Source organism: Pseudanabaena sp. SR411 (assembly GCF_002251945.1).
Taxonomy (GTDB): Bacteria; Cyanobacteriota; Cyanobacteriia; order Pseudanabaenales; family Pseudanabaenaceae; genus Pseudanabaena.
On record NZ_NDHW01000062.1, the window covers coordinates 17,820 to 41,135 of the forward strand.

The 23,316-nt window shown below is 43.2% G+C and carries 30 protein-coding genes, 1 tRNA gene, 1 pseudogene and 1 other annotated feature; of the genes and pseudogenes, 20 read left to right on the top strand and 12 right to left on the bottom strand.

The annotated features are described in order from the left end of the window. Window positions 1-116: 116 nt before the first annotated feature. The 13 genes and pseudogenes from rplS to B9G53_RS04960 all read left to right on the top strand — a co-directional run bounded on the left by rplS (window position 117) and on the right by B9G53_RS04960 (window position 7,461). The gene (gene rplS, locus B9G53_RS04900) at window positions 117-479 is read left to right on the top strand and encodes a 50S ribosomal protein L19 (protein WP_094529846.1); all 363 of its coding nucleotides are present in this window, start codon (window positions 117-119) and stop codon (window positions 477-479) included. A gap of 97 nt (window positions 480-576) precedes the next feature. Next, window positions 577-649, top strand: a tRNA-Trp gene (locus B9G53_RS04905). Window positions 650-752: 103 nt separating this feature from the next. Beyond that, the gene (secE, locus tag B9G53_RS04910; RefSeq protein ID WP_094529772.1) at window positions 753-1,004 is read left to right on the top strand and encodes a preprotein translocase subunit SecE; all 252 of its coding nucleotides are present in this window, start codon (window positions 753-755) and stop codon (window positions 1,002-1,004) included. Then, the gene (nusG, locus tag B9G53_RS04915; protein ID WP_094529774.1) at window positions 1,004-1,648 is read left to right on the top strand and encodes a transcription termination/antitermination protein NusG; all 645 of its coding nucleotides are present in this window, start codon (window positions 1,004-1,006) and stop codon (window positions 1,646-1,648) included. The genes secE and nusG overlap by 1 nt, the downstream gene beginning before the upstream one ends. 44 nt (window positions 1,649-1,692) lie before the next feature. Next, the gene (gene rplK / locus B9G53_RS04920) at window positions 1,693-2,118 is read left to right on the top strand and encodes a 50S ribosomal protein L11 (protein WP_094529776.1); all 426 of its coding nucleotides are present in this window, start codon (window positions 1,693-1,695) and stop codon (window positions 2,116-2,118) included. 98 nt (window positions 2,119-2,216) lie between these two features. Continuing rightward, entirely contained in the window at window positions 2,217-2,930 is a 714-nt protein-coding gene (rplA, locus tag B9G53_RS04925) for a 50S ribosomal protein L1 (protein ID WP_094529778.1), read from the top strand. Window positions 2,931-3,042: 112 nt separating this feature from the next. Further along, window positions 3,043-3,177, top strand: a sequence feature (ribosomal protein L10 leader region). 76 nt (window positions 3,178-3,253) lie between these two features. Beyond that, on the top strand, window positions 3,254-3,781 hold the full coding sequence (gene rplJ / locus B9G53_RS04930) for a 50S ribosomal protein L10 (RefSeq protein ID WP_094529780.1): 528 nt from the start codon (window positions 3,254-3,256) through the stop codon (window positions 3,779-3,781). 128 nt (window positions 3,782-3,909) lie between these two features. Next, a complete protein-coding gene (gene rplL / locus B9G53_RS04935) occupies window positions 3,910-4,302 on the top strand; it encodes a 50S ribosomal protein L7/L12 (protein ID WP_094529782.1) in 393 nt (130 codons plus the stop codon). A 134-nt stretch (window positions 4,303-4,436) separates the two neighbouring features. Continuing rightward, window positions 4,437-4,640 (top strand): type II toxin-antitoxin system HicB family antitoxin, encoded by a 204-nt coding sequence (locus B9G53_RS04940; protein WP_094529784.1) that lies wholly within the window; start codon window positions 4,437-4,439, stop codon window positions 4,638-4,640. Continuing rightward, complete coding sequence (locus B9G53_RS04945; RefSeq protein WP_094529786.1) at window positions 4,637-4,861, top strand: type II toxin-antitoxin system HicA family toxin; 225 nt, start codon at window positions 4,637-4,639, stop codon at window positions 4,859-4,861. Before B9G53_RS04940 ends, B9G53_RS04945 begins: the two co-directional genes overlap by 4 nt. Before the next feature lie 54 nt (window positions 4,862-4,915). Further along, window positions 4,916-5,182 (top strand): annotated as a pseudogene (gene hisE / locus B9G53_RS04950) (phosphoribosyl-ATP diphosphatase); the annotation flags it as partial. Between the two features lie 106 nt (window positions 5,183-5,288). Beyond that, the gene (locus tag B9G53_RS04955) at window positions 5,289-7,220 is read left to right on the top strand and encodes a transglycosylase domain-containing protein (protein ID WP_094529789.1); all 1,932 of its coding nucleotides are present in this window, start codon (window positions 5,289-5,291) and stop codon (window positions 7,218-7,220) included. 46 nt (window positions 7,221-7,266) lie between these two features. Further along, entirely contained in the window at window positions 7,267-7,461 is a 195-nt protein-coding gene (locus B9G53_RS04960; RefSeq protein ID WP_094529791.1) for a hypothetical protein, read from the top strand. Between the two features lie 61 nt (window positions 7,462-7,522). On the opposite strand, the gene B9G53_RS04965 is transcribed toward B9G53_RS04960, so the two are convergent. From B9G53_RS04965 to gcvT, 5 genes are read right to left on the bottom strand one after another with little or no spacing between them, the layout of a single operon-like run. Further along, window positions 7,523-7,978, bottom strand: coding sequence for an anti-sigma regulatory factor (locus tag B9G53_RS04965; RefSeq protein ID WP_094529793.1), 456 nt, complete (start codon window positions 7,976-7,978; stop codon window positions 7,523-7,525). Between the two features lie 52 nt (window positions 7,979-8,030). Further along, window positions 8,031-9,374: a gluconeogenesis factor YvcK family protein gene (gene yvcK, locus B9G53_RS04970; protein WP_094529795.1), complete on the bottom strand. Its 1,344-nt coding sequence runs from the start codon at window positions 9,372-9,374 to the stop codon at window positions 8,031-8,033. Then, window positions 9,375-9,812, bottom strand: coding sequence for a secondary thiamine-phosphate synthase enzyme YjbQ (locus tag B9G53_RS04975; RefSeq protein ID WP_176453096.1), 438 nt, complete (start codon window positions 9,810-9,812; stop codon window positions 9,375-9,377). Next, complete coding sequence (locus B9G53_RS04980; protein WP_217901512.1) at window positions 9,809-10,585, bottom strand: 16S rRNA (uracil(1498)-N(3))-methyltransferase; 777 nt, start codon at window positions 10,583-10,585, stop codon at window positions 9,809-9,811. Before B9G53_RS04980 ends, B9G53_RS04975 begins: the two co-directional genes overlap by 4 nt. Window positions 10,586-10,643: 58 nt before the next feature. Then, window positions 10,644-11,732 (bottom strand): glycine cleavage system aminomethyltransferase GcvT, encoded by a 1,089-nt coding sequence (gene gcvT / locus B9G53_RS04985; RefSeq protein WP_094529852.1) that lies wholly within the window; start codon window positions 11,730-11,732, stop codon window positions 10,644-10,646. Between the two features lie 40 nt (window positions 11,733-11,772). On the opposite strand from gcvT, the gene B9G53_RS28390 reads away from it, so the two are divergent. Beyond that, window positions 11,773-11,904, top strand: coding sequence for a hypothetical protein (locus B9G53_RS28390; protein WP_254923562.1), 132 nt, complete (start codon window positions 11,773-11,775; stop codon window positions 11,902-11,904). Window positions 11,905-11,955: 51 nt separating this feature from the next. Then, a complete protein-coding gene (locus B9G53_RS04990; RefSeq protein ID WP_094529797.1) occupies window positions 11,956-12,405 on the top strand; it encodes a DUF29 domain-containing protein in 450 nt (149 codons plus the stop codon). Between the two features lie 54 nt (window positions 12,406-12,459). Here the strand turns inward: B9G53_RS04990 and B9G53_RS04995 are convergent, their stop codons facing one another. The 5 genes from B9G53_RS04995 to B9G53_RS05015 form a co-directional block, all read right to left on the bottom strand. Then, complete coding sequence (locus B9G53_RS04995; RefSeq protein WP_094529799.1) at window positions 12,460-12,684, bottom strand: DUF433 domain-containing protein; 225 nt, start codon at window positions 12,682-12,684, stop codon at window positions 12,460-12,462. Between the two features lie 146 nt (window positions 12,685-12,830). Then, window positions 12,831-13,754, bottom strand: a complete 924-nt coding sequence (locus B9G53_RS05000; protein WP_094529801.1) for a DUF4238 domain-containing protein — start codon at window positions 13,752-13,754, stop codon at window positions 12,831-12,833. Window positions 13,755-13,942: 188 nt separating this feature from the next. Beyond that, window positions 13,943-14,350: a hypothetical protein gene (locus B9G53_RS05005; protein ID WP_094529803.1), complete on the bottom strand. Its 408-nt coding sequence runs from the start codon at window positions 14,348-14,350 to the stop codon at window positions 13,943-13,945. 19 nt (window positions 14,351-14,369) lie between these two features. Beyond that, entirely contained in the window at window positions 14,370-14,684 is a 315-nt protein-coding gene (locus B9G53_RS05010) for a hypothetical protein (protein WP_094529805.1), read from the bottom strand. Between the two features lie 113 nt (window positions 14,685-14,797). Then, the gene (locus B9G53_RS05015; protein ID WP_254923563.1) at window positions 14,798-15,385 is read right to left on the bottom strand and encodes a Uma2 family endonuclease; all 588 of its coding nucleotides are present in this window, start codon (window positions 15,383-15,385) and stop codon (window positions 14,798-14,800) included. 141 nt (window positions 15,386-15,526) lie between these two features. On the opposite strand from B9G53_RS05015, the gene ffh reads away from it, so the two are divergent. The 5 genes from ffh to B9G53_RS05040 all read left to right on the top strand — a co-directional run bounded on the left by ffh (window position 15,527) and on the right by B9G53_RS05040 (window position 21,227). Beyond that, the gene (gene ffh, locus B9G53_RS05020) at window positions 15,527-16,960 is read left to right on the top strand and encodes a signal recognition particle protein (protein WP_094529810.1); all 1,434 of its coding nucleotides are present in this window, start codon (window positions 15,527-15,529) and stop codon (window positions 16,958-16,960) included. Window positions 16,961-17,115: 155 nt separating this feature from the next. Continuing rightward, window positions 17,116-17,988, top strand: a complete 873-nt coding sequence (locus B9G53_RS05025; RefSeq protein ID WP_094529812.1) for an isoaspartyl peptidase/L-asparaginase — start codon at window positions 17,116-17,118, stop codon at window positions 17,986-17,988. 109 nt (window positions 17,989-18,097) lie between these two features. Next, on the top strand, window positions 18,098-19,114 hold the full coding sequence (locus B9G53_RS05030) for an NAD(P)/FAD-dependent oxidoreductase (RefSeq protein ID WP_094529814.1): 1,017 nt from the start codon (window positions 18,098-18,100) through the stop codon (window positions 19,112-19,114). Window positions 19,115-19,231: 117 nt separating this feature from the next. Beyond that, window positions 19,232-20,545 (top strand): adenylosuccinate synthase, encoded by a 1,314-nt coding sequence (locus tag B9G53_RS05035; protein WP_094529816.1) that lies wholly within the window; start codon window positions 19,232-19,234, stop codon window positions 20,543-20,545. A gap of 130 nt (window positions 20,546-20,675) precedes the next feature. Further along, window positions 20,676-21,227, top strand: a complete 552-nt coding sequence (locus B9G53_RS05040) for a 50S ribosomal protein L25/general stress protein Ctc (protein WP_094529818.1) — start codon at window positions 20,676-20,678, stop codon at window positions 21,225-21,227. Between the two features lie 94 nt (window positions 21,228-21,321). Here the strand turns inward: B9G53_RS05040 and B9G53_RS05045 are convergent, their stop codons facing one another. Both B9G53_RS05045 and B9G53_RS05050 read right to left on the bottom strand, forming a co-directional pair. Then, window positions 21,322-21,951, bottom strand: a complete 630-nt coding sequence (locus B9G53_RS05045; RefSeq protein WP_094529820.1) for a Crp/Fnr family transcriptional regulator — start codon at window positions 21,949-21,951, stop codon at window positions 21,322-21,324. Between the two features lie 135 nt (window positions 21,952-22,086). Then, a complete protein-coding gene (locus tag B9G53_RS05050; protein ID WP_094529822.1) occupies window positions 22,087-23,169 on the bottom strand; it encodes a metallophosphoesterase in 1,083 nt (360 codons plus the stop codon). Window positions 23,170-23,316: the final 147 nt, after the last annotated feature.

Here is a 23,316-nt window from a genome sequence, read left to right on the forward strand (position 1 = left end):
CTAACTCTTTTTTTGCTATAGCGCTTCAAGCTATATCTAAACTTTTTTGCAAAAATTATAGACATTAGATCATTCATGCTCTAACATAGATGATCGCGACTTTTTTGGCATTCCTCATGAACGCTTCTGAAATCATCCGCTCAATTGAAGCGGAATATATCAAAACGGATCTTCCCACAATTTATGTGGGAGATACTGTCAAGGTTGGAGTTAGGATTAAAGAGGGCGGCAAAGAACGTACTCAGCCATACGAAGGCGTAATCATTGCGAGACGCGGTTCTGGCATTAACTCTGTCATCACCGTTCGTCGTGTATTTCAAGGAATCGGAGTTGAGCGAGCCTTCTTGCTACATTCTCCCCAAATTGAAAGCATCAAAGTGATTCGTCGTGGTAAAGTACGTCGTGCTAAGCTCTACTACTTACGTGACCTCGTTGGTAAAGCAACTCGTCTTAAACAACGATTTGATCGCCCACTATAGAGTCATCTATGGTTATACTAAGTATCAAACACTATTTTGTTATAGCAATTGATACAGATATAACTGGTTGCGTATCGACATCGTGTTTTCATTACGTGCGTCCTTAGTTCAGTTGGTAGAACGCAGGTCTCCAAAACCTGATGTCGGGGGTTCGAGTCCCTCAGGGCGCGCTTCACCAATTTCACAAGATCGAAATTATTTAAGCTTGTTCAAGACTTTACTTAAACATATCGCATTTATCAAGATTGCAAAGGGATCGCAAGAGTTGCCGCTATGACGAAAAACGAACTAAAAGAGCAACCAAAAGAAGCACCGAAAGCTGGAGCAGATGTACAGTCTGAACCAACTGGAGTTGTCAAACTTTTTGTAGAATCCAAAGCCGAATTCGGTAAGATTGTCTGGCCCACCCGCCAACAACTTATTAGTGAATCTGCATCGGTTCTTTTGATGATCGTTGCAGTAGCAACCTTTGTTTATCTAATTGATGCTTTGTTTAGGGCGATCGCATTGCAGGTGTTTCAATAATGTTTACCGAGGACATCGACCACTCATCTAGTAGCCACGAAGATGAAGACGTACTGTTTAACTGGTACGCCGTCCAAATTGCTTCAGGCTGCGAAAAAAAGGTTAAGTCGAGCCTAGAGCAACGCATCAAAACTCTTGATGTCGAAGATAGGATCAAGCAGATTGAAATTCCGCAGACACCGACCGTCAAACTGAGAAAGGATGGCAGTCGAGCAACCTCTGAGGAAAAGATTTTCCCTGGATACGTTCTGATCCAAATCAAAACTGTCAGAAATGAGATCGGACAGCTAGAAGTTGATGATGATGCATGGTTGGCTGTCAAAAGCACCCCCCATGTAATTAACTTCGTTGGTACAGAACAAAAACGTCATTACGGTCGTGGTCGTGGACATGTTAAACCTCGTCCTTTAACCGAAAAAGAAGTCGAAAGAATCTTCCGTGTCACCGTCGAACAAGAGCCAGTTCTCAAAATCAATATGGCTCAAGGCGACAAAATCAAAGTGCTTAATGGACCCTTCAAAGACTTTGAAGGTGAAGTGGTGGAAGTTAGCCCAGAACGTAGCAAACTTAAAGCCCTTCTTTCCATCTTTGGTAGAGACACTCCTGTAGAACTAGAATTCAATCAGGTTCAAAAGCAAAACTAATTCACTCAAACGCAGGTTTGTAGATTTTTTAACGGCTAAAATCAATGGCTAAGAAAGTTACAGCAATTATCAAGTTAGCACTTAATGCTGGTAAAGCTAGTCCAACTCCACCAGTTGGCCCTGCTCTAGGTCAGCATGGTGTAAACATCATGATGTTTTGTAAGGAATATAATGCCCGTACTGCTGATCAAGCAGGCATGGTCATTCCTGTCGAAATATCTGTTTATGAAGACCGAAGCTTTACCTTCGTTCTCAAAACACCACCAGCATCAGTTTTAATTCAAAAAGCGGCTGGTATTTCCTCTGGTTCGGCAGAGCCTAACCGTAAAAAAGTTGGTTCGATCACCAAAGATCAACTTCGCCAAATCGCGGAAACCAAAATGCCTGATATCAATGCAAATGATATCGATGCAGCAATGAAGATCATTGAAGGCACGGCAAAGAATATGGGCGTTACGATTAGCGCTTAGTTCTTAGCTTTGTAAACTTTCGAGATCAATAAGTTTCAATAAAAATTTTAGTTGGGGGAGGGAATTAAGTTTTCCGATCGCACCCCGTAGGAGTAATCATGGCAAAGAAAATCTCAAAGCGTCTTAAGGAAGCTCTCAGCAAAGTTGAGATCCGTCCTTATGCACCAATTGATGCGTTAGAACTAGTTAAGGTAACAGCAACCGCTAAGTTTCCTGAATCTGTAGAAGCACACGTCAGACTAGGTATCGATCCGAAGTACGCCGATCAACAATTGCGAACGACGGTGACTTTACCTAAGGGAACAGGTCAAACAATTCGCGTGGCAGTTATTGCTCGTGGTGAAAAAGTTGCTGAAGCAACCGCCGCAGGTGCAGACATCGCTGGTTCTGAGGAACTAATTGATGAAATCAGCAAGGGAAGAATGGATTTTGATTTGCTGATTTCCACACCTGATATGATGCCCCAAGTGGCTAAGCTTGGTAAATTGCTTGGTCCAAGAGGATTGATGCCTTCGCCTAAAGGTGGTACGGTAACTACTGATTTGGGTGGTGCAATCAATGAGTTCAAAGCTGGTAAGCTAGAATTCCGTGCTGATCGTACTGGGATTGTGCATATTCAGTTTGGCAAGGCTGCATTCCCTGCTGAAGACTTGCTAACTAACCTTAAAGCTTTGCAAGAAACGATTGATCGTAATCGTCCTTCTGGCGCAAAGGGTAGATACTGGAGATCACTCTATGTGTCCGCAACGATGGGACCTGCGATCGAAGTTGATGTTGCTGCATTACGCGACCTCAAACTTGCAGAAGCATAAATAAAGCCTTTCTAAAGTCATTATCCTTGAGATTACTTAGCCCAAAGCAGTAAGAATCTCGAGGAAATATTAAAAGCTCAGTCTAATTGTTGTAATAAGCCTAGAAAGAAATTTCGACAACTGAATATCTCCATAGACAGCAGGTGCTGATTGCTTAATTTCCTGCCGAGGTGTTTTAAAAAAGATTCTTGAGAGAATACTTTTTTAGCCTCGGTCTGCGAAAAGACGAGGCTTTTTTAATGACTTTTAAAGATACATACAGCCAATTTAATAGCGAGTTAAATCGTTGAAATTGGTTCCAAACACAAGGAGGTGAAAACCATATGGGTAAGACCCTAGACCAAAAGAAATTTTTAGTCGGAGAAATGACCAAAGAGTTTGAAGGAACTCAGATGGTCATGGTAATCGACTACTCAACTTTGTCAGTAGCTGAGATTACCAAGCTCCGCCGCTCACTCCGTCCTACGGGTACGGTGTGCAGAACCACCAAAAACACTTTGCTCAAGCAAGCAATCTCTGATGTGCCCGAATGGAAGTCTCTCGAAGGCTTTTTAACTGGTCCTTCGGCATGTTTATTTGTCAAAGATGATATCGGTGGTGCTGTTAAGGCATACCAAGCTTTCCAAAAGGAATCTAAGAAAACCGAACTTCGTGGCGGTGTCTTAGAAGGTCGTGCTTTGACTGCAAAAGACTTGCAAGCGATCGCTGATCTACCTTCTAAAGAAGTACTTATCTCGCAAATTGCTGGCGCAATCAATGCGGTTACCGCCAAGATCGCGATCGGCATCAAAGAGGTTCCTCAATCTCTGGGCAGAGCTATCAAAGCTGTTTCCGAAAAGGAAGCTGCTTAAGAAGCGATTGGCTATTAGCTATTAGCTATTAGCTCAATCTCTATGAAAGCTAAAGGCTAATAGCTAATAGCTAACAGCCTCAAGCAACCAAACCTAAAATCCAATCTAATTAATTAAAGAGAAAAACTATGTCTGCAAAAATCGACAGCATTATTGAAGAACTAAAGTCTTTGAGCCTTCTTGAAGCTTCTGAATTGGTCAAAGCGATCGAAGAAACCTTCGGCGTTTCGGCTGCTGCTCCTGTTGGTGGCATGATGATGGCTGCTCCTGGTGCTGGCGCTGCTGCTGCTGAAGAAGTTGAAGAAAAGACAGCTTTTGACTTGGTACTTGACGAAGTTCCTGCTGACAAGAAGATCGCTGTTCTGAAGATCGTTCGCGAAATCACTGGCTTAGGCTTGAAAGATGCGAAGGATATGGTTGAGTCTGCACCTAAGACCATCAAAGAAGCGATGGCTAAAGCTGATGCTGAAGCTGCTAAGAAACAAATCGAAGAAGCTGGTGGTAAGGTTTCCATCAAGTAATTACCCAGTAACTACTTAGTTCTAAACGCTAAATAAATGTGGAAAAGGAAGGGGTAAATCTAATTGATACTCCTTTCTTTTCTTTTTTGATTATGCTTTGTTATAGTAGTCAAAAATACATTTGCTACGAAAATATGAAATGGCGAGTTGTACTAGAACCCGATCCAGAGACAAATGACTGGTCAGTTTGGTGTCCAGAGTTATCTGGATGTGTATCTGCTGGTGTTACTCAAGAAGACGCTTTGCGAAATATTTGTGAAGCTATAGAGCTTTATTTACAGCCCGATCCTATTGAACTGCTCCCTAACGCGGTTATCCGTGAGGTAGTTGTAGGATGACCAGAATGCGTAGGACGAACGCTGATGCAGTGGAGCGCATATTACGCAAGTATGGTTTTGTACTGGTTTCTCAGAAAGGAAATCACCGCAAATGGCGTAGTTCAGATGGAGACCTCCAAGTCATAGTCCCTTACCATCAAGGACGAGATCTACCCATTGGCACGCTGAGAAATATTGTGGTTACGGCAATGATCCCAGAGGAAGAGTGGAAATCACCATAGCATTAGACATTACACTTACTGCCAAATAAATAACTACTCAATATGAATGATCCCCTTTCAGAATTATTTGCGGTGATTGTCGATCGCCGAGAGCATCCACAAGAAAGTTCTTATACCTGTAAGTTATTTGCAGGTGGCGACAACAAAATTTTAAAAAAAATTGGCGAAGAATCTGCCGAAGTGGTGATGGCTTGTAAAGATGATGATCCTGACGCGATCGCCTCAGAAGTCGCGGATTTGTTTTATCACACCTTAGTGGCGATCGCGCATCACCATGTTGATCTGCAATTGGTATACGACAAATTAGCTCAACGACGCTAAAAGTCAAAAACTTAGGGTTGCGCTTTGCACAACCTTAAGTTTTTAGTACGCAATACTTAATTAATGCAGTAAGATTACCTATGAATTGATCAAAGGGTAGATAGCTGTGGCATCGAATAGTGTAGAGCGTTCTCAGTCTCTGACAGGCAGTATTTTAAAAGGCACTCTTAAAGCTGTTGGTGGCACATTGCTGGGCCTTATCATGATTGGTGGTGCGGCTGTAGCTGGTGGGCTGGTCGGATTAGCTCTCAGTTTTCGCGATCTGCCTGATGTGAGAGTTCTCAAAGGTTATGTACCTGTCGAAACCACTTATATATATGACATTAACGGTGGACTAATTGCGCGTTTGCATGGCGATGTTAACCGTGAAGTTGTCACCCTTGATCGCATTTCCCCACATCTCAAGCGATCGGTTTTGGCGATGGAAGATGCGTACTTCTATACCCACAAGGGTATTGATCCCAGCGGTATTGGACGCGCTATTTTAGCGAACTTTAATGCAGGTGGAACCGTTGAGGGTGGCTCAACCTTAACGCAACAATTAGTTAAAAACTTATTTCTATCCAACGAACGTAGCCTGAATCGCAAAGTTGCTGAAGCAGTTTTAGCAATGCGGGTTGAGCAAGTATTTACCAAGGAGCAAATCCTTGAAATGTACCTCAACCAAGTATTTTGGGGAAAAAATACTAATGGTGCAGAAACTGCTTCTCAGAATTACTTTGGCAAATCTGCGGCTGACTTAACTTTAGGCGAAGCTGCCATATTAGCGGGTACGATTCAAGCGCCTTCGGTTTTCAATCCTGTGGATAACTATGCTGAAGCTAAAAAACGCCAAGGCTTGGTGCTGGATCGTCTGCTAGAGCTGGGATGGGCAACTTCTGCGGAAGTCAAAGCTGCAAAAGCTCAAAAAATAACCATTCGGAAGCAAGGGATCTCTTACGAAGCTAGTCGTGTTCCTTATGTGTCCCAAGCCGTTACTGCTGAGCTAGAAGAAAAATTTGGTCGTGATGTCGTTCTGCAAGGTGGATTGCGCGTGCAGACGACGATTGATTTAAAGATGCAACGCATTGCCGAAGAGGTGGCCGCCGAAGGACATCGGGATCTAGTTGATCGTGGAGCCTATGCTGACCAGTTATCTTTAGTGGCTGTCGATCCTCGTACAGGATTTGTCAAAGCTTTGGTTGGCGGTGTTGGTGATTTTGACAAAAATCAATTTAACCGCGCGGTTCTAGCCAGACGACAGCTAGGTTCTTCATTTAAGCCTTTTGTGTACTATCTTGCTTTTGCATCGGGTAACTATACGCCCGATTCGACAATTGATGATAGTCCCATGTCCATTCCTGATGGCGACGAGCCTTATATCCCTCGCAACTATGACAATAAGTTCGCAGGGGCGATGAGCATTCGTCAGGCGATCGCCATTTCTCGAAATATTCCTGCACTTAGGTTAGGACTAGAATTTGGAAATGAAAATGTAGTAGCCCTTTGTCGAAAATTGGGGATCAATAGTCCGATTCTGCCTGTTGTGTCTTTGCCCCTCGGCGCGGCTGATGTTACGCCCATGGAAGTGGCTGGGGCCTATGCGGTATTTGCCAGTGGTGGTTATAAATCAAAAACGACGTTAATTGCCCGTGTGACCGATCGCAATGGTAATTTGGTGCTAGATAATACGCCGAAGCCTGAGTTAATTCTTGATCCAGTGGCGGTTTCTTACTTGACCGATGCTTTGCGTGGGGTTGTTACCAATGGCACAGCCACAGAAGCACAAATGAGTGATGGGCGACCTGTAGCGGGTAAGACAGGTACAACTTCAGATTTTCGGGATGCTTGGTTTGTGGGCTATACTCCCCAGCTATCGGTTGCCATTTGGATTGGTAATGATGATTATTCGCCGATGGCAAATGGTGTGACGGGTGGTGTGTTTGTAGTTCCGATTTGGCGCAAGTTTATGGAAAAGGCTTTAGCTGGACAGCCAATTGAGCAGTTCCCTGTGCCAAGCGAAATCCAAGAAAAAGAAAGTACTAAAAAGAAAAACTAAGAAAGAGCAGTGCTTTACACTGCTCTTTCTGAAATGTGATGAAATTATGTGGCAACAAATTTTATTTATTTTGCGATTATTTGTTTATTCAGCGATCGCCTCGGCAGTAATTAAATATGTTGCGCCCACTTGGGGATTGTTGGCAAATAATTTAACAGTAGATGTGATGAATGCGATCGCGATATCTGTAATTACCTTACCCGTTGGTTTATTCGCCTTTGTTTTGTGGCTTAAGCGCTAATTCATAGTAATTCTATACAAATATAAGAGGCGGCGCTTCGCGCCGCCTCTTATATTTTGGGCTAAACAAGCTTTGCAAAATTCTTGCTCATGACAAAGCAATTACGACCGTCAGGCGATGTCTCATATCGAATTTCATCAGCAACGGTCTTGGCGATCATTAGGCCTCGACCACCTGTGGGAATATCATCAATACTTTCAAAATCTTTGTTTTTCTGAGATTCTATCGCCGCTCGTTCAATTTCCGCTTGTAGATCAAATGGTTCACCAAAGTCCCAAATCTTCAGCTCTAAAAAAAATTTAGTCTTATCAAGCGTAATCTCAATATCGACTGGCGTTTCTTCAGGCAATCCCTCATGGGCATAGGACACTACATTGGTAAATACTTCAACTAAAACGAGATTACACTGCATCCAAGTTGGTTTTGGCAATAAATTTTGAAATTGCTGAAACCACTCTTGCAATTGAGCAAGAGCATAAATATCACTGTTAACTTGAATATGGTGATGCTCTAACACTGATAACTTAATCTGACTTTCTAAGAATCTAGTATTTTTGGTTTAAGTTCAATTACTGACGGTTGTACCAACGCATTAAGACACCCGCAAGCTTTTCTGAGTCATGACATACAGTGCCATTGTCTTTCTCTCGCATGATGTTAGCAAGTAAAACAGGGCAACCCATAGCAGCAAGGCTATCACGATCTAGATATGTGAAATGTGACCCAGAAGAAGCATAGTGTTGTAGCGATCGCTCCGAAGGTGGATGCTTTTGGGCTAAAACCACATCAAACAATCGCACACCCGCTAACTCATCTAAAACTCGCACATAATCAGATACAGCATAGCCGTCGGTTTCACCTACCTGACTCATGATATTACAAAGATAGATCGATGGCACATTGCGATCAATCAATGCTTGGAGTATTTCAGGTACGAGCAGGTTAGGAATGATACTGGTGTATAAGCTGCCAGGTCCAATCACAATCAGGTCTGCTTCGTTGATATCCTCAATGGCTTGGGGCAAACCCTGAGGGTTATCTGGTTTACAACCAATATGTTTGATTTTACCTTTGGCTAGGGGAATATTGGACTCCCCCTCAACATATCGTCCATCTTCAAATTCAGCCCATAGCACCATATGATCGAGGGTTGCTGGCAATACGCGCCCCCGTACAGCTAATACCTGTGAACTAGCAGCGATCGCTTTTTCGAGATCGCCTGTGACTTCACTCATGGCGGTGAGAAATAAATTACCAAAGCTATGACCAGTTAAGCCTTCTCCAGTTTGAAAACGATATTGAAAAAGTTCGGTGACTAGTTTCTCCTCATCGGCGAGAGCAGCTAGACAGTTACGAATATCGCCTGGGGGTAAAACTCCATACTCACGGCGCAAACGTCCAGAGGAGCCACCATCATCGGCAACCGTGACGATCGCCGTAATGTTAGCGCTATATTGCTTCAGTCCACGCAATAAATTGGATAAGCCCGTACCACCACCCACAGTGACAATTTTGGGGCCACGGTTGAGTTTACGATGGGAAACCAGTAATTCTAATAGTTCTTTGTCTTGATTGGGCATCAAAACTTGGGTGATCGAGCCGAGAGCGCGTTTCTGCCCTAGCCACAATAGCCCTAGCCCGATTAAAAGTGCGAGGGGTCCACTCATGTTGCGGGGCAAGATCGATACTAAGGTTTCGATCGCATTACCAATCAAACGCGAAAGAAATAAGATCGGGGTTAGTCTCGCGGAGATGGCAACTCCTAACACGATTAACACAATACCGACGATGCTAACTAGTAGCCATCGCTTCACAAATAATCCTGGTAAAAACCACTGAAACCCTCTCAGCCACTTTCTTCTCTTTAGGGCTGGATGATATCGATTTGCTGGTGGCTTTTTTGAGGGCTTCATTTAGCATCCTGTAATATGTACCAGCACTTCGCGGGTATGACCCAAGTTGCGATGTTCCCAGACAAAGATTCCTTGCCAAGTGCCGAGGGCAAGTTTACCATTAGCGATCGGGATCGTTTCTGAGGTTTTGGTAAGCGTGCTGCGAATATGCGATGGCATATCATCAACACCTTCGGAGATATGGCGATATTGACTCTCATCTTCAGGAATCAATTTTGTAAAAAATGTTTCTAGATCAGCCAATACATCGGGATCAGCATTTTCTTGAATGATGAGACTAGCTGATGTGTGACGTAAAAACACGTTGCATAACCCCATCTTTATCCCTGATTGAGCTAAAACTGCATCCACTTGGCGGGTGATATTGTGCAGCTTTTTGCCATTGGTACGCAAAGCGATCGTTTGCTGCACCATAGTTTGGACTGTATTTGTGTTCATTGAGTATCTAGAAAAGCGCCGACTATGGATAATGCTACCACTGGCGCTGTGATGGCGGATAAAACCCGATCGCCTAAGGATACAGGGATAAATCCTGCGGCGATCGCCATTTCTTCTTCTCTGGTAGTCCAACCACCCTCGCAACCTGTGGTAACGATGATCTCAGAATTTTCTTCTCCAGTTGAGTTTTGCAGACTAGTGAGTAAATGTGGGGCATTAGGACTAGTTACGCATATATATTTCCAAGTTGGTAATGTTGAGTTTGCCAGAGTGTCTAGCCATGAAGTTAATGGTTGTGGACTATGAATTTCAGGTACATAATTACGCATTGATAATTCGGCGGATTCTTCGGCGATGCGTTGCCAGCGATCACGTTTTTGGTTGCCAATTTCTGTACCTGATTTGATGATTGTGCGATCGCTAAATAACGGCACAATTTGACGTACTCCTAACTCTGTAGTTTGACGAATTACCGACTCGATATTGCTACCTTTCGGCATGGCGATACCGAGAGTGATTTGGGCTGCTAATTCAGAATTGTTTTCTAATTTGGAAATAATTTCCGCCATATCGGGATCTTGCGACAACTTGGCTAACCACCATCCGCCTTGGCGATCGAGGGCAATAAATTCGGATTTCGCTTCTAATCGCAATACATTGCATAGATAATGTCTTTGCTCTGTGGTAAGTGCGATCGGGCTATTAATTTGCAAAGCTGATGGGACTTGGTGAGCTTGTAAAGTTAATCTTTGCAGTCGGCGTTTTTTGATCACAGCTTAGACGGATTATTGAGATTACACAAATTTATCAGCAATTCTTATTACAAAAGTCTTACAAAAAGTTACGTTTAGTCACTTTGGCTGGAAACTCCTTGTTGCGGATCTGGACTTGGACAATTTGACCATTTTTGGCGAGATGGGGTGGCACATAGCCAAAGGCGATCGCCTTACCTAGGGTTGGAGACATCGTGCCACTGGTGACAATGCCCACAGTCTCGCCTTCAAAGCGAATGGGATAGTCGTGACGAGCGATATTGCGACCTTCCAATTCCAACCCGATTAATTTGCGAGAGACTCCATTCTGTTTCTGATCTTCTAAAACAGCACGTCCGATAAAATCACCTTTCTCTTTGAGATGCACAATCCACATCAGATCGGCTTCTAGAGGAGTGATCGTATCACTCATATCTTGACCATAAAGATGCATTCCTGCCTCTAGCCGCAGGGTATCACGGCAACCTAAACCACAGGGTACAACATCGAGATCCAGCAGTTTTTGCCAAAGGGCTTTACCTGTTTCGATATCGGTCATAATTTCACAGCCATCTTCGCCTGTGTAGCCTGTCCGCGCCACAAAACTGGGAACACCTAACACTTCGGTACGGGTATGTCCAAACCGCAAGCGGGGCAGCTTGGATAAATCGTCAGTAATGATGTTTTGGAGAGTAGCGATCGCAGTTTTGCCTTGAACAGCAATAAGTGTTTGTGAATCTGAATTATCGATTAGGCGATCGCCTAAATGTTGTTGTAACCATGCCTTATCTTTGTCGGTGGTGGAAGCATTGACAATTACTGACCAATTTTCGCGATCACCATCAGGTTCATGACGATAAAAAATCACATCATCAATAATCCCTGCTTGCTCATTGAGTAAAACTGTATATAGGGCCTGTCCTACCTTCACTCTTCCTAAATTAGATGGCACAAGTTTGTTCAAGATTTCGAGAACACCTTCCCCAGAAATTGCAAATTTGCCCATGTGTGACACATCAAACATCCCGACTTGCGATCGCACGGCCTTATGTTCCGCAACCAGACCTTGATATTGGACGGGCATCTCCCAACCACCAAATTCCACCAATCGCGCACCAGCAGCAACATGGAGATCATACAAAGGAGTGCGTTTGAGAATGTTGGTCATAGATTTATTTGAAAAATTACTACAACTATAATATGTAGTTTTGTATACTGACTGTCTGAATGAAGTAATTCCCCCAAAACATAAATCATCAAAAAGCGATCGCCCCCAACGCAATCTCAACAACCTGCGATCGCCTAAAACGCAATCCACAAAACGCGATCGCTATACTTAATCTTATGCAGGATAATGTTAGTGTTGGATTTATTCAAGGAGCTACAAATCAATGACTCAGACAATTGCAAGAAAATCCTTATATGAATCTGACTACCTTCTTTGGACGCAAGAGACTATAGCTAAGTTAAAAGCTAGAGACTTTGATCATGTAGACCTTGAAAATTTGATAGAGGAGATTGAAGATTTGGGGCGTTCTTATCGGGATGAGCTAGAGAGTCGATTGGATGTATTGCTATCTCATATTTTGAAGCGGTTATATGTTCCTCTAGTCAATGATTACAATGGTTGGGAAAGAACCATTAGAGAACAGCGTAAGCAAATTAGACGACGCTTAGAAAAGTCTCCAAGTCTTAAAAATTATTTGCCTGAAGTTTTTGATGATATTTGGCAGGATGTAATTAAGGAAGTTCGAGAAGATTATCCACAATATGAATTTCCTGATTTGTGGCAGTTTGAGCGTGATATCGAAACATTGTTAAATGGTAATTTCTGGAGTTAAAGTGAAGGCGATCACTTCTCAACGCCAACAAACGAGAACACCCAGTCATCCCATTTATGCGATTTTTCTCACTTCGTAGTGATTTGCCATCAGTTTTGCGGCAAATTGCATACAGGCATAAATATCTTCTCTTTTTAGGGATGGATATTCTTCAAGGACTTCTTCAATGGAGTCACCTGCGCCCAAAAACTCCATGATTGTTTGCACTGTAATTCGGGTGTTAGCGATAATCGGTCTTCCGTTACAAATGTCTGGATGAATAGTTATTCGACTTTGCATAAAAATTATTTCTCCTTTTTAAAAACTCAGAATCGCCTCAATTACAACCCATCAAAAAGCGTTCATCTCAACCACAATTGCAAAGCATCATTCTCAACCCACACTCTGCAATCCTACTATTACTATAGATAAACGTCCACAAGTGATCATTTATTCACTACATATCTAGCTAGAGACTCCTCTGAAGCTGCATAAATCTGGCTATGTGATTGCTCGATAATACTCTGGTTATATCTATCAACTTCTTTTTCAGAGAGACAAATTTTTGCTAATGCACTACTATGCGAATGATCCTGAGTTAGCAGTATGGCTAAATTCGGTGACAGAGGATAATAAAAATCTAAACCTTCGACATCTTTGTCTAGACTCAAACCAATAGCATATGTATTTATTATTGGCTGATCTCCAGTTATTAGTGTGATTGATGTCAAGTTCTTTAAAAATACTATTCTGAAAGAATTTCTTTCAGAATAGATAGAGTAGCCCAGATTCGTAGCTAATATGTGACTGATTACATTCCAAGTCTTTTCAACAACATCACTAAGATGTAAGTCATGCGAGCTACCTAGTGCATTAACTTTAATCTTTTGTGTTCTCATATATTGAACACATATATAATATATAAATTTGCTGCAATCATTATCCCTTTCAAAAAAAGATGCATCTTCATTTAAGAGTAACTCAATAAACTCTATAGCATCAAACTCAATTTTAGAATGTAACTCTTCTTCAAAATTAAATATCGCTTCATCTAGTAAATCATCTATTTTATTACTAATTATATTTATGCTTTCGATATATTTTTTAATATCAAATATAAAATTAAACCAATTTAGCCATCCTTCATTTAACTCTTGTAAATGATCTGCACTTTGTTCTATCGCAACCATACGTATGAACTCTATATCTTGGGCAGAAAGCTCTTTTAATTTGTAGAAATCTCTAATTTGTCCTACATTCATTAAATCTGCCTTGAAAATCTTTCCTTGTCTAGCACACCATATTGATTCATCTAATGACCAAGATCTTAGATATTTTCTCCATACATAGTGATGTCTTCTTTTTTTCATTATTTATAAAATATCCTTCAATAATATTTTTCTGATAGGTAAACAATGTAGTGAAGACTTATGAACTATAGTAGAAACTATATATTTGATTGATATTAGTGTAAAAGATTAATGATAAATTTAATCTTTTACACTAATATCCTAATTATCTCAATTTCTTAATCAGGGGATAACATTGTTGAAAGTTTCTAGTATTCTACAATCAATATTTTATTCTCTAAATTTCTAAACGAAATTAATTCTTTTTCATTTGCCATATTTAAAAATTTTGGCAACCAATACATAGCCTTCTTCACCTGCTGCGGTTTCTCAATTAACTTACCCTCAAGCACATTGATCACATATCGCATTCCCAACCGAGGAACCAGATATCTTAGCCAAACCTCAATTTCACTAGCATCAGCAACCTCTAAACCTCTTTCTAGCAAATCCTGAAAATATTTCTTGCTTTTGAGTGTAGAATTAGCAATCCTTAGCGCTTCAACAATATCTTCCTCAAGCAACACACAAACGCGATCAAACTGCTGCTCTTCTGACAGACTTGTCAAAAATTGAGGATTACGATTGGGTGAACTCATGAAACTAAAAATTGTCATGATGGTATTCCTAGCCTATCTAAATTTCTACACTCAACAAACTTCTAAACTGCCCTGACTGAAATTTCTCATCAGGAAGCCTAGCATTGCTTCTAGCATCCGCAGGAGGGCGATAGTGACCCGACTCATTCGTCCATTTCCGCAAAATTCCGCGACTTGTTCGACCAGAAAAATAGAGCCGTCCTGCATAGTCCACATCATAACCCATCGCCAAATCAACATGACCGATTAGGCTATTTCCCACTTTAGCACTAGCTTTACGGATAAATACAGTCCTATTTTGGGTGACAAAGTTATAGACACCTGATGCAGTCCGAGTTTCTTGATTAAACATTATCTCTATCCACTTGCCGTCACGGTAAACCAACCGCGATCTTTGAATAACTTTGGGCAAATCCTCTGGGAATAAATTAGAAAATTTTGCTGACAGAATTTTTGCTCCTAAACTTACTTATACCTATCAGCCAAAGCCAACATTGCATCTAACTGAGAATCCATCAACAGACATTGCTCCAAATGCTCAATATCCAGATCGGGCAAACATAAACTATGGGAACTCTGCACATAATCCCCATCCTGCAAGCAAAAAACACTAATCTTCCCATCTTCCCAAAACCAAACTTCAGGAACCTCTAGCAATTGATATTTTCTGAGCTTAGCGACATTCCCACTCGTCACCACCACCTCAATACATAAATCCGAAATCTCTTTCTCCGTATCAAAGTTATAGGACAAATCCGCCTGAAATTTAGTGCGTCCTTGCAAGGACTGAGTATATGCTCCAGTAGAAACGAACCGAATGCGCTTGAGCGTAAAATATGAAATTAACAACGCACCAAGCAAAGTACAGATCATTTCATGCAGTCGTCCAATACCCACAATTTCTAAAACTCCCTCACAATAAATCAGGCGCACACCATCAATATCTGCAAAAGCAGATTCCAACGCTTGGAACTGCTCCCACGTTACAAACTGCCTAACAATATGTTCGCGCTCTGACTTAGCTAAAGCTTGGATCATGGCTTGGAGACTCACCGCTTAATTTTATGATTTTAGCTTGAATTTTTAGATGCTGTAAGGCGATCGCCACCATAATTTTCTCAGATCAGGATCAATGTAACGGTGGTAACGGTAAATTAGTAGGTAGAACCAAAAACAGCAAAAGCAAAACTAGATATGTTTGATGAAATCGCCGATAAGTTTGAGGCGGCTTGGAAAAAGTTACGCGGACAGGACAAAATCTCTGACTCCAATATCCAAGGCGCGATTCGCGAAGTACGCAGGGCGCTATTAGAGGCAGATGTCAACCTACAAGTTGTCAAAGAATTTGTCGAAGAAATCTCCAAACAGGCTCAAGGGGCTGATGTCATTGCAGGTGTGCGCCCCGATCAGCAATTTATCAAGATCGTCTATGACGAATTGGTAAGGACAATGGGCGAGGCAAATGTACCACTTGCCGAGGCAGACAATGCCCCCACTGTGATTTTAATGGCAGGTTTGCAGGGGACTGGTAAAACAACGGCTACCGCCAAATTAGCTTTACATTTACGCAAACTAGAGCGCACTGCTTTACTCGTAGCAACCGACGTATATCGTCCTGCGGCGATCGATCAGTTGATTACCCTTGGTAAGCAAATTAATGTGCCAGTCTTTGAAATGGGGGCTGATGCTGATCCTGTGGAGATTGCCCGTCAAGGATTGGCTAAGGCGAAGGAATTAGGCGTTAATACCGTAATCGTCGATACGGCGGGACGCTTGCAGATCGATCGCGACATGATGGATGAACTCAAGCGCGTCAAGGATGCGATTAATCCCGATGAAGTGTTGCTGGTTGTCGATGCGATGACAGGACAAGAAGCGGCGACATTAACTCGTACTTTCCATGATGAGATTGGGGTTACGGGCGCAATCTTGACCAAGATGGATGGTGATACTCGTGGTGGTGCAGCGCTATCGGTGCGGCAGATTTCGGGACAGCCAATTAAGTTTATTGGTGTCGGTGAAAAGGTTGAGGCTTTGCAGCCTTTCTATCCTGAGCGCATGGCTTCGCGGATTTTGGGCATGGGCGACGTGCTGACGCTAGTTGAGAAAGCTCAAGAAGAAATCGATCTCACCGATGCTGCTAATCTCCAAGAAAAGATTCTGAGCGCTAAGTTCGACTTTGACGACTTCCTGAAGAATACCCGCATGATGAAAAACATGGGTTCCTTCGGTGGAATGTTGAAGATGCTTCCTGGGATGAAAATCAATGATGCCCAAATCCAAGAGGCTGAAAAGCAACTCAAGCGTTGTGAATCGATGATTAGCTCCATGACTAAACAAGAACGCAAAGATCCCGACCTCATCTCTAAAAGTCCTAGCCGCAAACAACGGATTGCCAGTGGTTCAGGTTACAAACTTCAAGATGTGACTAAGCTCGTCGCCGATTTCCAGAAAATGCGATCGCTCATGCAGCAAATGGGACAAGGCAAAATGCCCAACTTCCCTGGAATGCCCAACATGGGCGGCGGCGGATTTCCTGGAATGGGTGGCATGGGCAACCAAGCACCATCAGGCAATCCTGTTTATGGCAAGAAAAAGAAAAAGAAAAAGGGATTTGGCGAATTGTAGGGGTTTAGCATTTGCGCCACTATCTCCAAACTCTCCACCAAAACCTCAATTCGCAAATGCTAAACCCTCTTTGCTTTAACTGATCGCTTTTCCCTACGGTTTGAGATTAAGGGCAAAGCATTCCCAAATTAATCAATTATCAATTACCAAACTAAATGCAACCAAAAATCATTATTCATGGCGGTGCGGGTAGCACTGTCGAAAGTAAAGGCGGCTATGAACCTGTCCGCAAATCATTATTTGCGGTTCTGGAAACCGTTTATCCGATGCTGCTCGATGGCGCGAAGGCGATCGATGCGGTGGTCAAGGCTTGTCAAATGCTCGAAGACGATCCGCGATTTAATGCGGGGACTGGATCGGTTTTACAGTCCGATGGTCAGGTGCGGATGAGTGCCTCAATTATGGATGGCGATCGCCAAAGTTTTAGTGGTGTCATCAATACGGCGCGAGTTAAAAATCCGATTGATCTCGCTAAGCATTTGCAAACTAGCGACGATCGCGTTCTCTCTGATTACGGCTCGGCGGAACTCACTCGCGAATTGGGCATCCCGATTTATAATCCCCTCACCGATGAACGCCTTGCCGAATGGGTAGAGGAGCGCAAAACTAACTTCACTCGCAAAATGGCAGATGTGGCGATGGGAACAATCGGTGCGGTAGTTCTCGATCAATATGGCAGCATTTGCGTGGGGACATCCACAGGTGGACGTGGCTTTGAGCGTATTGGTAGAGTTAGCGACTCGGCAACCCCTGCGGGTAACTATGCCACCAAGTTTGCAGGTGTAAGCTGTACGGGTGTCGGTGAAGACATTCTCGATGAAGGCTTTGCTACTAGAGTGGTGGTGCGCGTCACCGATGGCATGACACTTCAGCAAGCGGTCGAAAAATCGATTAATGAGGCAAAAAGTCGCGATCGCGATTTTGGCGCCATTTGTCTAGATGCTACTGGGGCGATCGCATGGGGCAAAACCTGTCCCGTATTGTTCGCTGCATACCATGACGGCGAAAAGATGCAAGATACTCTATAGAACAGCAGTTTTTCATCGCGATCGCGGTATAGAGGTGAAAAACTGTTTTTGATGGTTGCGATTAATTAAAGATGAGCTAAGCTCTTCAAGAGGCATGAACTGAAACTGTATGAAAGATGTAATCGTGATCGGCGCAGGGATGGCAGGATTAACCTGTGCTCAACAACTAAAGCAAGCAGGGCTAAATGTCACCATTGTTGAAAAATCAGCAGGTGTGGGCGGACGAATGGCAACTCGACGTTTGCAAGGTACTTGGGTCGATCATGGAGCACAACTCATATCTGTGAAAAGCGACAGTTTTGGGAGATTCGTTCGCAAATTGCAAGAGAAAGGCATTGTTCAAGAGTGGACGCGCAATGTCTATCAACTATCATCATCTGGCTTGCGTCCTCCTGATGCCGATGCCAGACATCCACGCTATTGCTGTCCGATGGGAATGACGGCGATCGCCAAATCTCTTGCCATTGACATTCCCATCATCAACAATGCCCGCATCGTTGGGGTCAGCCACAACGATACCAAATGGCAATTAGTAACTGATCGCCAAGAAACTCTCGAAACTTCGGCGATCGTCTCAACCATACCTGCCCCTCAATTTCTACCTTTATTTGAAGAAGTTCTAACCTTAGCCCCTAGTTTTCTGCAAGCTGTCCAATCAGTCAAATTCGCTCCCAGTGTGACAATCATGGCTGGTTACAATGCCAGTAACTCCGTGCCAGTAGAATGGCAAGCAATTAGATGTATCGATGATCCCATTCTTGATTGGATTAGCTACGACAGCAGCAAACATTCAGACAAAGCTGTGCAACCTGTTTTTGTCTTGCAAAGTACTGCCGAATTTGCCAAACAATCAATGGAGGAACCTGATCTGGAAATTGCGGGTAAACCTCTGCTCAATCAAGTGGGGAGATTATTGGAAAAATGGCTAGCTAGTCCCGAATGGTGGCAAGTGCATCGTTGGCGTTACGCTCTCGCCGAAGAGTCTTTAGGGGTTTCTTGTTTATCCACGGCGATCCCCTTAGCGCTTATCTGTGCAGGTGACTGGTGTGCTGGCAAAAATATTGAAGCTGCCTATAATTCGGGTATTGCCGCAGCAGAGTCAGCGATCGAGTTACTCAAAGTTTAAACCTAAAAATAAAGGGCGTGCTTTGCACGCCCTTTATTTTTAGAGAAAGTGATTGACAATCAATACAATCTTTTGTGATAATTGACAATTGTGAGATTTTATTGAGCAGCAATACTCTTGGCTAATGTAATTGTTATTGGGGCACAGTGGGGTGATGAAGGTAAAGGCAAAATCACAGATTTGCTGAGCCGCTCCGCAGATGTCGTTGTTCGCTACCAAGGCGGTAATAATGCAGGACATACGGTCGTCGTTGGCGATCGCACCTTTAAGCTACACCTGATTCCTTCGGGAATCCTGTATCCCAAAACGGAATGCATCATTGCCAATGGCACTGTGATCGATCCGAAGGTGCTTCTAGAAGAAGTGGATCGACTCAAGGATTTGGGTATATCGACAGACAACCTGTTTATTTCTGAAACCGCCCATGTGACCATGCCTTACCACCGTGTGTTAGATCGCGCCTCAGAGGATCAGCGAGCCGAACACAAAATTGGCACAACAGGGCGTGGCATCGGACCTACCTACACCGACAAATCCGAGCGTGTCGGTATTCGGATGATTGACTTAATGGACGAACAGCGTTTAGCCAAAAAGCTACGTTGGGCGATCGAACAAAAAAACATTGTTTTACAAAAGCTATATAATTTAGAACCACTTGATGCTGAAGCGATCATTGAAGAATATCGCGGCTATGCCGATCGCCTCCGTCCCCACGTAGTTGATGCTTCCCTAAAGATCGATGCAGCTATCCGTGAGCGTCGCAATATTTTGTTTGAAGGCGCACAGGGAACATTGCTTGACCTCGATCATGGCACATATCCCTATGTAACTTCATCAAATCCCGTTGCAGGTGGTGCTTGTATCGGTGCTGGTGTGGGACCAACTTGCATCGATCGCGTAATTGGTGTAGCCAAGGCATACACAACTCGCGTTGGTGAAGGACCTTTTCCGACTGAGTTGCATGATGACATTGGCAATCACATCGGCGAGGTTGGTGCAGAATTTGGCACAACTACAGGGCGCAAGCGTCGTTGCGGTTGGTTTGACGGCGTAATCGGTCGTTATGCAGTGCGGATCAATGGGCTTGACTGCCTTGCGGTCACTAAGCTTGACGTACTTGATGATCTCGAAGAAATCAAAGTTTGTACCGCCTACGAACTTGATGGCAAAGTCACACACGACTTCCCCAGTGACGCACGAGCTTTTGCTAGAGCGATCCCCATCTACGAAACCTTACCTGGATGGAAGCGATCGACTAGCGAATGTAAAACCGTTGAAGAGTTACCCACCGAAGCCAAGGAATATCTTAAGTTTCTAGCTGACTTGACTGGGACTCCGATCGCAATCATCTCTCTAGGTGCAAGCCGAGGACAAACCATTATCGTGGAAGACCCCATTCATGGGCCCAAACGGGGTTTGTTGAGAGCTTAGATTTGGCACTCAGCTTCTAGCTTTTAGCTTTTAGCTTCTGGGTTAAATCTAGGCAATGACAACTACAAATTAAAAGCCAATAGCTAATCGCTAACGGCTAAAAGCCATTAAGAAATCACAAATTACCAAAATGCAACTACAAATTAACGCTACTACACGTCCCCCAGCCAACAATCGCGCTCTTCGTCGCGGTGGTCAAATTCCTGCAACTGTATATGGACATAAAGGCGCTGAATCGATCTCGATCGCTTTAGATGCTAAAGAAGCAACTACTCTACTGCGCGAAGCTACGATCAATAACACAATGATCGAAGTAAATGTAACCGATGGTGACTTCAAAGGCAAAACACTATTGCGTGAAGTTCAAAATCATCCTTACAAAAATGATATTTATCACCTTAGCTTTTTTGCGATCGAGGCTCAGTCGAAGATCGAAGTAGACATTCCTTTACACTTCGTAGGCGTACCTGTAGGCGTAAAAGTTGGCGGTGGCTCCGTGGACACAATCAAGAACTATGTACGTGTATCTTGCGCTCCAAGCAATATCCCTGAAAGCTTTGAAATTGATATTGCTCCTCTGGAAATCGGCAAGGGTGTGCATGTTAGCGAAATTAACTATCCTGAAGGTGTTAAGCCTGTAACCGAAAGCACTGCTCTCGTTGTTACCATTCTCAAGAAATAAAAAAAGGGGCGCTTCGCGCCCCTTTTTTTATTTCTTTAAAAGTTGATAGGCGGCGCTTTGCGCCGCCTATCAACTTTTAAAGGGTTTATGATTGCTATGCAAGAACTATATGCCGATCGCGATCGACTTTTAACCATCCTTCATCTTGTAATAATTTCATTGCTCTAGTAACAGTGACGCGGGTGCTGCTAATGGCACTGGCAAGGTGCTGGTGCGTAAGACGCACAGTCAGACGAGTTCCACCATCAACAGGGATGCCAACTTCTTGCTTAAGCAGAAGCAGGATTTGGCGGAGTCGCTCTTCCACCCGCTTATTACTAACTAGTGCTAGCAAAGCTTCCGTTTGTTGAAGACGACGGTTGAGATGTTGCAAAATGCCATGATAAAGCTGTGGTGATTGTTCTAGCTCAATCAAGGTAAACCGCATCAAGTCAACATCTGATAGGGAAATTGCCTGATAAGGTTCAAGATTTGTTAATGGCAACCCAAAGGGCATTGCTTGTACTGCAAAGCCAACCAAAACTTCATCGCCTGACGGATGCAAAGTATTTAGTTGCACAACTCCACGACAAACTACCCATACTTCATGCGGATACATGGGAATAATTTGTCCACTCTTGTAAGTGTGCATGGTGCGACCGCGATAAATTTCTTCGAGCGATCGCCGCCAATCGGTTACAGAATGGGTGGAGTTAAGATCAAAACTTGAGAACGTATATGTCATAAAAGCGTGAGGTACACATTAGTGATCCTATGTGTTTCTCGACACTATCGGGTTAAGCCTAGTTTATCTAATCAATAAATTATTCTTAAATTCTTGCAGAACATGAGGCAGTGCAAAGCCATCGCCTCATGTTCTTTATGTAAGAACTAGCGTAATGTTGTTATCTTTGGGTGGAATATCGCTAAATGCTTCAAAAAATTCTTTAGCTATTGGCGGAAAGTTAGGAAACTCAAATTTGGCATCACCATCCGCAATATAAGCCCAAAAATAACGAAGTTGTGGTGTTAAGGTTTCCGCTAACTCTACAGGCAAATTGAGAGGCGGATGAGTTAGTAATCTCAGTACAAATGGATGGGAATGATTTCCCATCCATTCGCGTGAGAAATGTAATAGATCAGCTTGCTCAGGAATCGATTTGACACGAAAAGATTCTATTTCTAGGCGATCGCCTGCTGCATCAGAAATGTAATTGAGAACGCGGTAAGGATGGGGATAGCTCACCAGAGAACCTGTAGTGATGTCATAGAGATCGTAGCGATCGCTATAGGCAATATCCTGCACATGGAGATGTCCAGTAAAGACTAACTTCACATTTGCCTGATGTAAAACTTTGCATAGCCGCTCATTATTTCCCAGCATATAGCGCTTACCGAGAGCATTACGGGATTGGTCATGCATGTGTTCCAACACATTATGATGAATCGTCACTAAGTTCAATTCATAGTCTTGGTTTTCAAGAACCGATTGCAACCAAACTAACTGCTCATCATCGATCCAGCCAATTTGTTGTCCATCAGCATCAAATTGATTAGAGTTCAATCCAATTAGACGAACTTTAGGTAATACTTCGCATTCATAATAAAGTTTATTTGGTTCGCTAGGTCCATGCTCAAAGCCAAACCTAGTATAGTGAGGAGAGAATTTATCAAAGGTATCGATCCTTGGTACGTCATGGTTTCCCGCAATCACATAGACGGGATAAGGAAGTTTCGCGAGTCGCTCCGATAACCATTGATGGTTATCTGGTTCTCCATGCTGTGTGAGATCCCCTGGTAAAAGTAGAAAGTCTAAATCTAGACTAGCAAGGTGTGACAGTACTTCTTCAAATGCGGAGATGCTGTACTCAACAAGATGAAATCGTGCAGGATGCTGCCAAATCGTATGGGGCAATGCGATATGCAAATCGGAGACGATCGCAAATTTAAACTTAAGTGCCACCTAGATCCAAACCATAAATAGTTACCTTTTGATTATAGGGTATAGCTAGATATAGGCGATTGCAAGATCGCCGCTATAGAGCTGTCACCATTTGTGTTAGGACAAATCACAACCCAGAAGACGAGTTGCGGCGCGAAGCGCCGCAAC

Coding starts and splice junctions, on each gene's coding strand:
- rplS (WP_094529846.1), top strand. CDS start 117: ATGAACGCTTCTGAAATCATCCGCTCAATTGAAGCGGAATATATCAAA.
- secE (WP_094529772.1), top strand. CDS start 753: ATGACGAAAAACGAACTAAAAGAGCAACCAAAAGAAGCACCGAAAGCT.
- nusG (WP_094529774.1), top strand. CDS start 1,004: ATGTTTACCGAGGACATCGACCACTCATCTAGTAGCCACGAAGATGAA.
- rplK (WP_094529776.1), top strand. CDS start 1,693: ATGGCTAAGAAAGTTACAGCAATTATCAAGTTAGCACTTAATGCTGGT.
- rplA (WP_094529778.1), top strand. CDS start 2,217: ATGGCAAAGAAAATCTCAAAGCGTCTTAAGGAAGCTCTCAGCAAAGTT.
- rplJ (WP_094529780.1), top strand. CDS start 3,254: ATGGGTAAGACCCTAGACCAAAAGAAATTTTTAGTCGGAGAAATGACC.
- rplL (WP_094529782.1), top strand. CDS start 3,910: ATGTCTGCAAAAATCGACAGCATTATTGAAGAACTAAAGTCTTTGAGC.
- B9G53_RS04940 (WP_094529784.1), top strand. CDS start 4,437: ATGAAATGGCGAGTTGTACTAGAACCCGATCCAGAGACAAATGACTGG.
- B9G53_RS04945 (WP_094529786.1), top strand. CDS start 4,637: ATGACCAGAATGCGTAGGACGAACGCTGATGCAGTGGAGCGCATATTA.
- B9G53_RS04960 (WP_094529791.1), top strand. CDS start 7,267: ATGTGGCAACAAATTTTATTTATTTTGCGATTATTTGTTTATTCAGCG.
- yvcK (WP_094529795.1), bottom strand. CDS start 9,374: ATGAAGCCCTCAAAAAAGCCACCAGCAAATCGATATCATCCAGCCCTA.
- B9G53_RS04975 (WP_176453096.1), bottom strand. CDS start 9,812: ATGAACACAAATACAGTCCAAACTATGGTGCAGCAAACGATCGCTTTG.
- gcvT (WP_094529852.1), bottom strand. CDS start 11,732: ATGACCAACATTCTCAAACGCACTCCTTTGTATGATCTCCATGTTGCT.
- B9G53_RS04990 (WP_094529797.1), top strand. CDS start 11,956: ATGACTCAGACAATTGCAAGAAAATCCTTATATGAATCTGACTACCTT.
- B9G53_RS04995 (WP_094529799.1), bottom strand. CDS start 12,684: ATGCAAAGTCGAATAACTATTCATCCAGACATTTGTAACGGAAGACCG.
- B9G53_RS05000 (WP_094529801.1), bottom strand. CDS start 13,754: ATGAAAAAAAGAAGACATCACTATGTATGGAGAAAATATCTAAGATCT.
- B9G53_RS05005 (WP_094529803.1), bottom strand. CDS start 14,350: ATGACAATTTTTAGTTTCATGAGTTCACCCAATCGTAATCCTCAATTT.
- B9G53_RS05010 (WP_094529805.1), bottom strand. CDS start 14,684: ATGTTTAATCAAGAAACTCGGACTGCATCAGGTGTCTATAACTTTGTC.
- ffh (WP_094529810.1), top strand. CDS start 15,527: ATGTTTGATGAAATCGCCGATAAGTTTGAGGCGGCTTGGAAAAAGTTA.
- B9G53_RS05025 (WP_094529812.1), top strand. CDS start 17,116: ATGCAACCAAAAATCATTATTCATGGCGGTGCGGGTAGCACTGTCGAA.
- B9G53_RS05030 (WP_094529814.1), top strand. CDS start 18,098: ATGAAAGATGTAATCGTGATCGGCGCAGGGATGGCAGGATTAACCTGT.
- B9G53_RS05040 (WP_094529818.1), top strand. CDS start 20,676: ATGCAACTACAAATTAACGCTACTACACGTCCCCCAGCCAACAATCGC.
- B9G53_RS05045 (WP_094529820.1), bottom strand. CDS start 21,951: ATGACATATACGTTCTCAAGTTTTGATCTTAACTCCACCCATTCTGTA.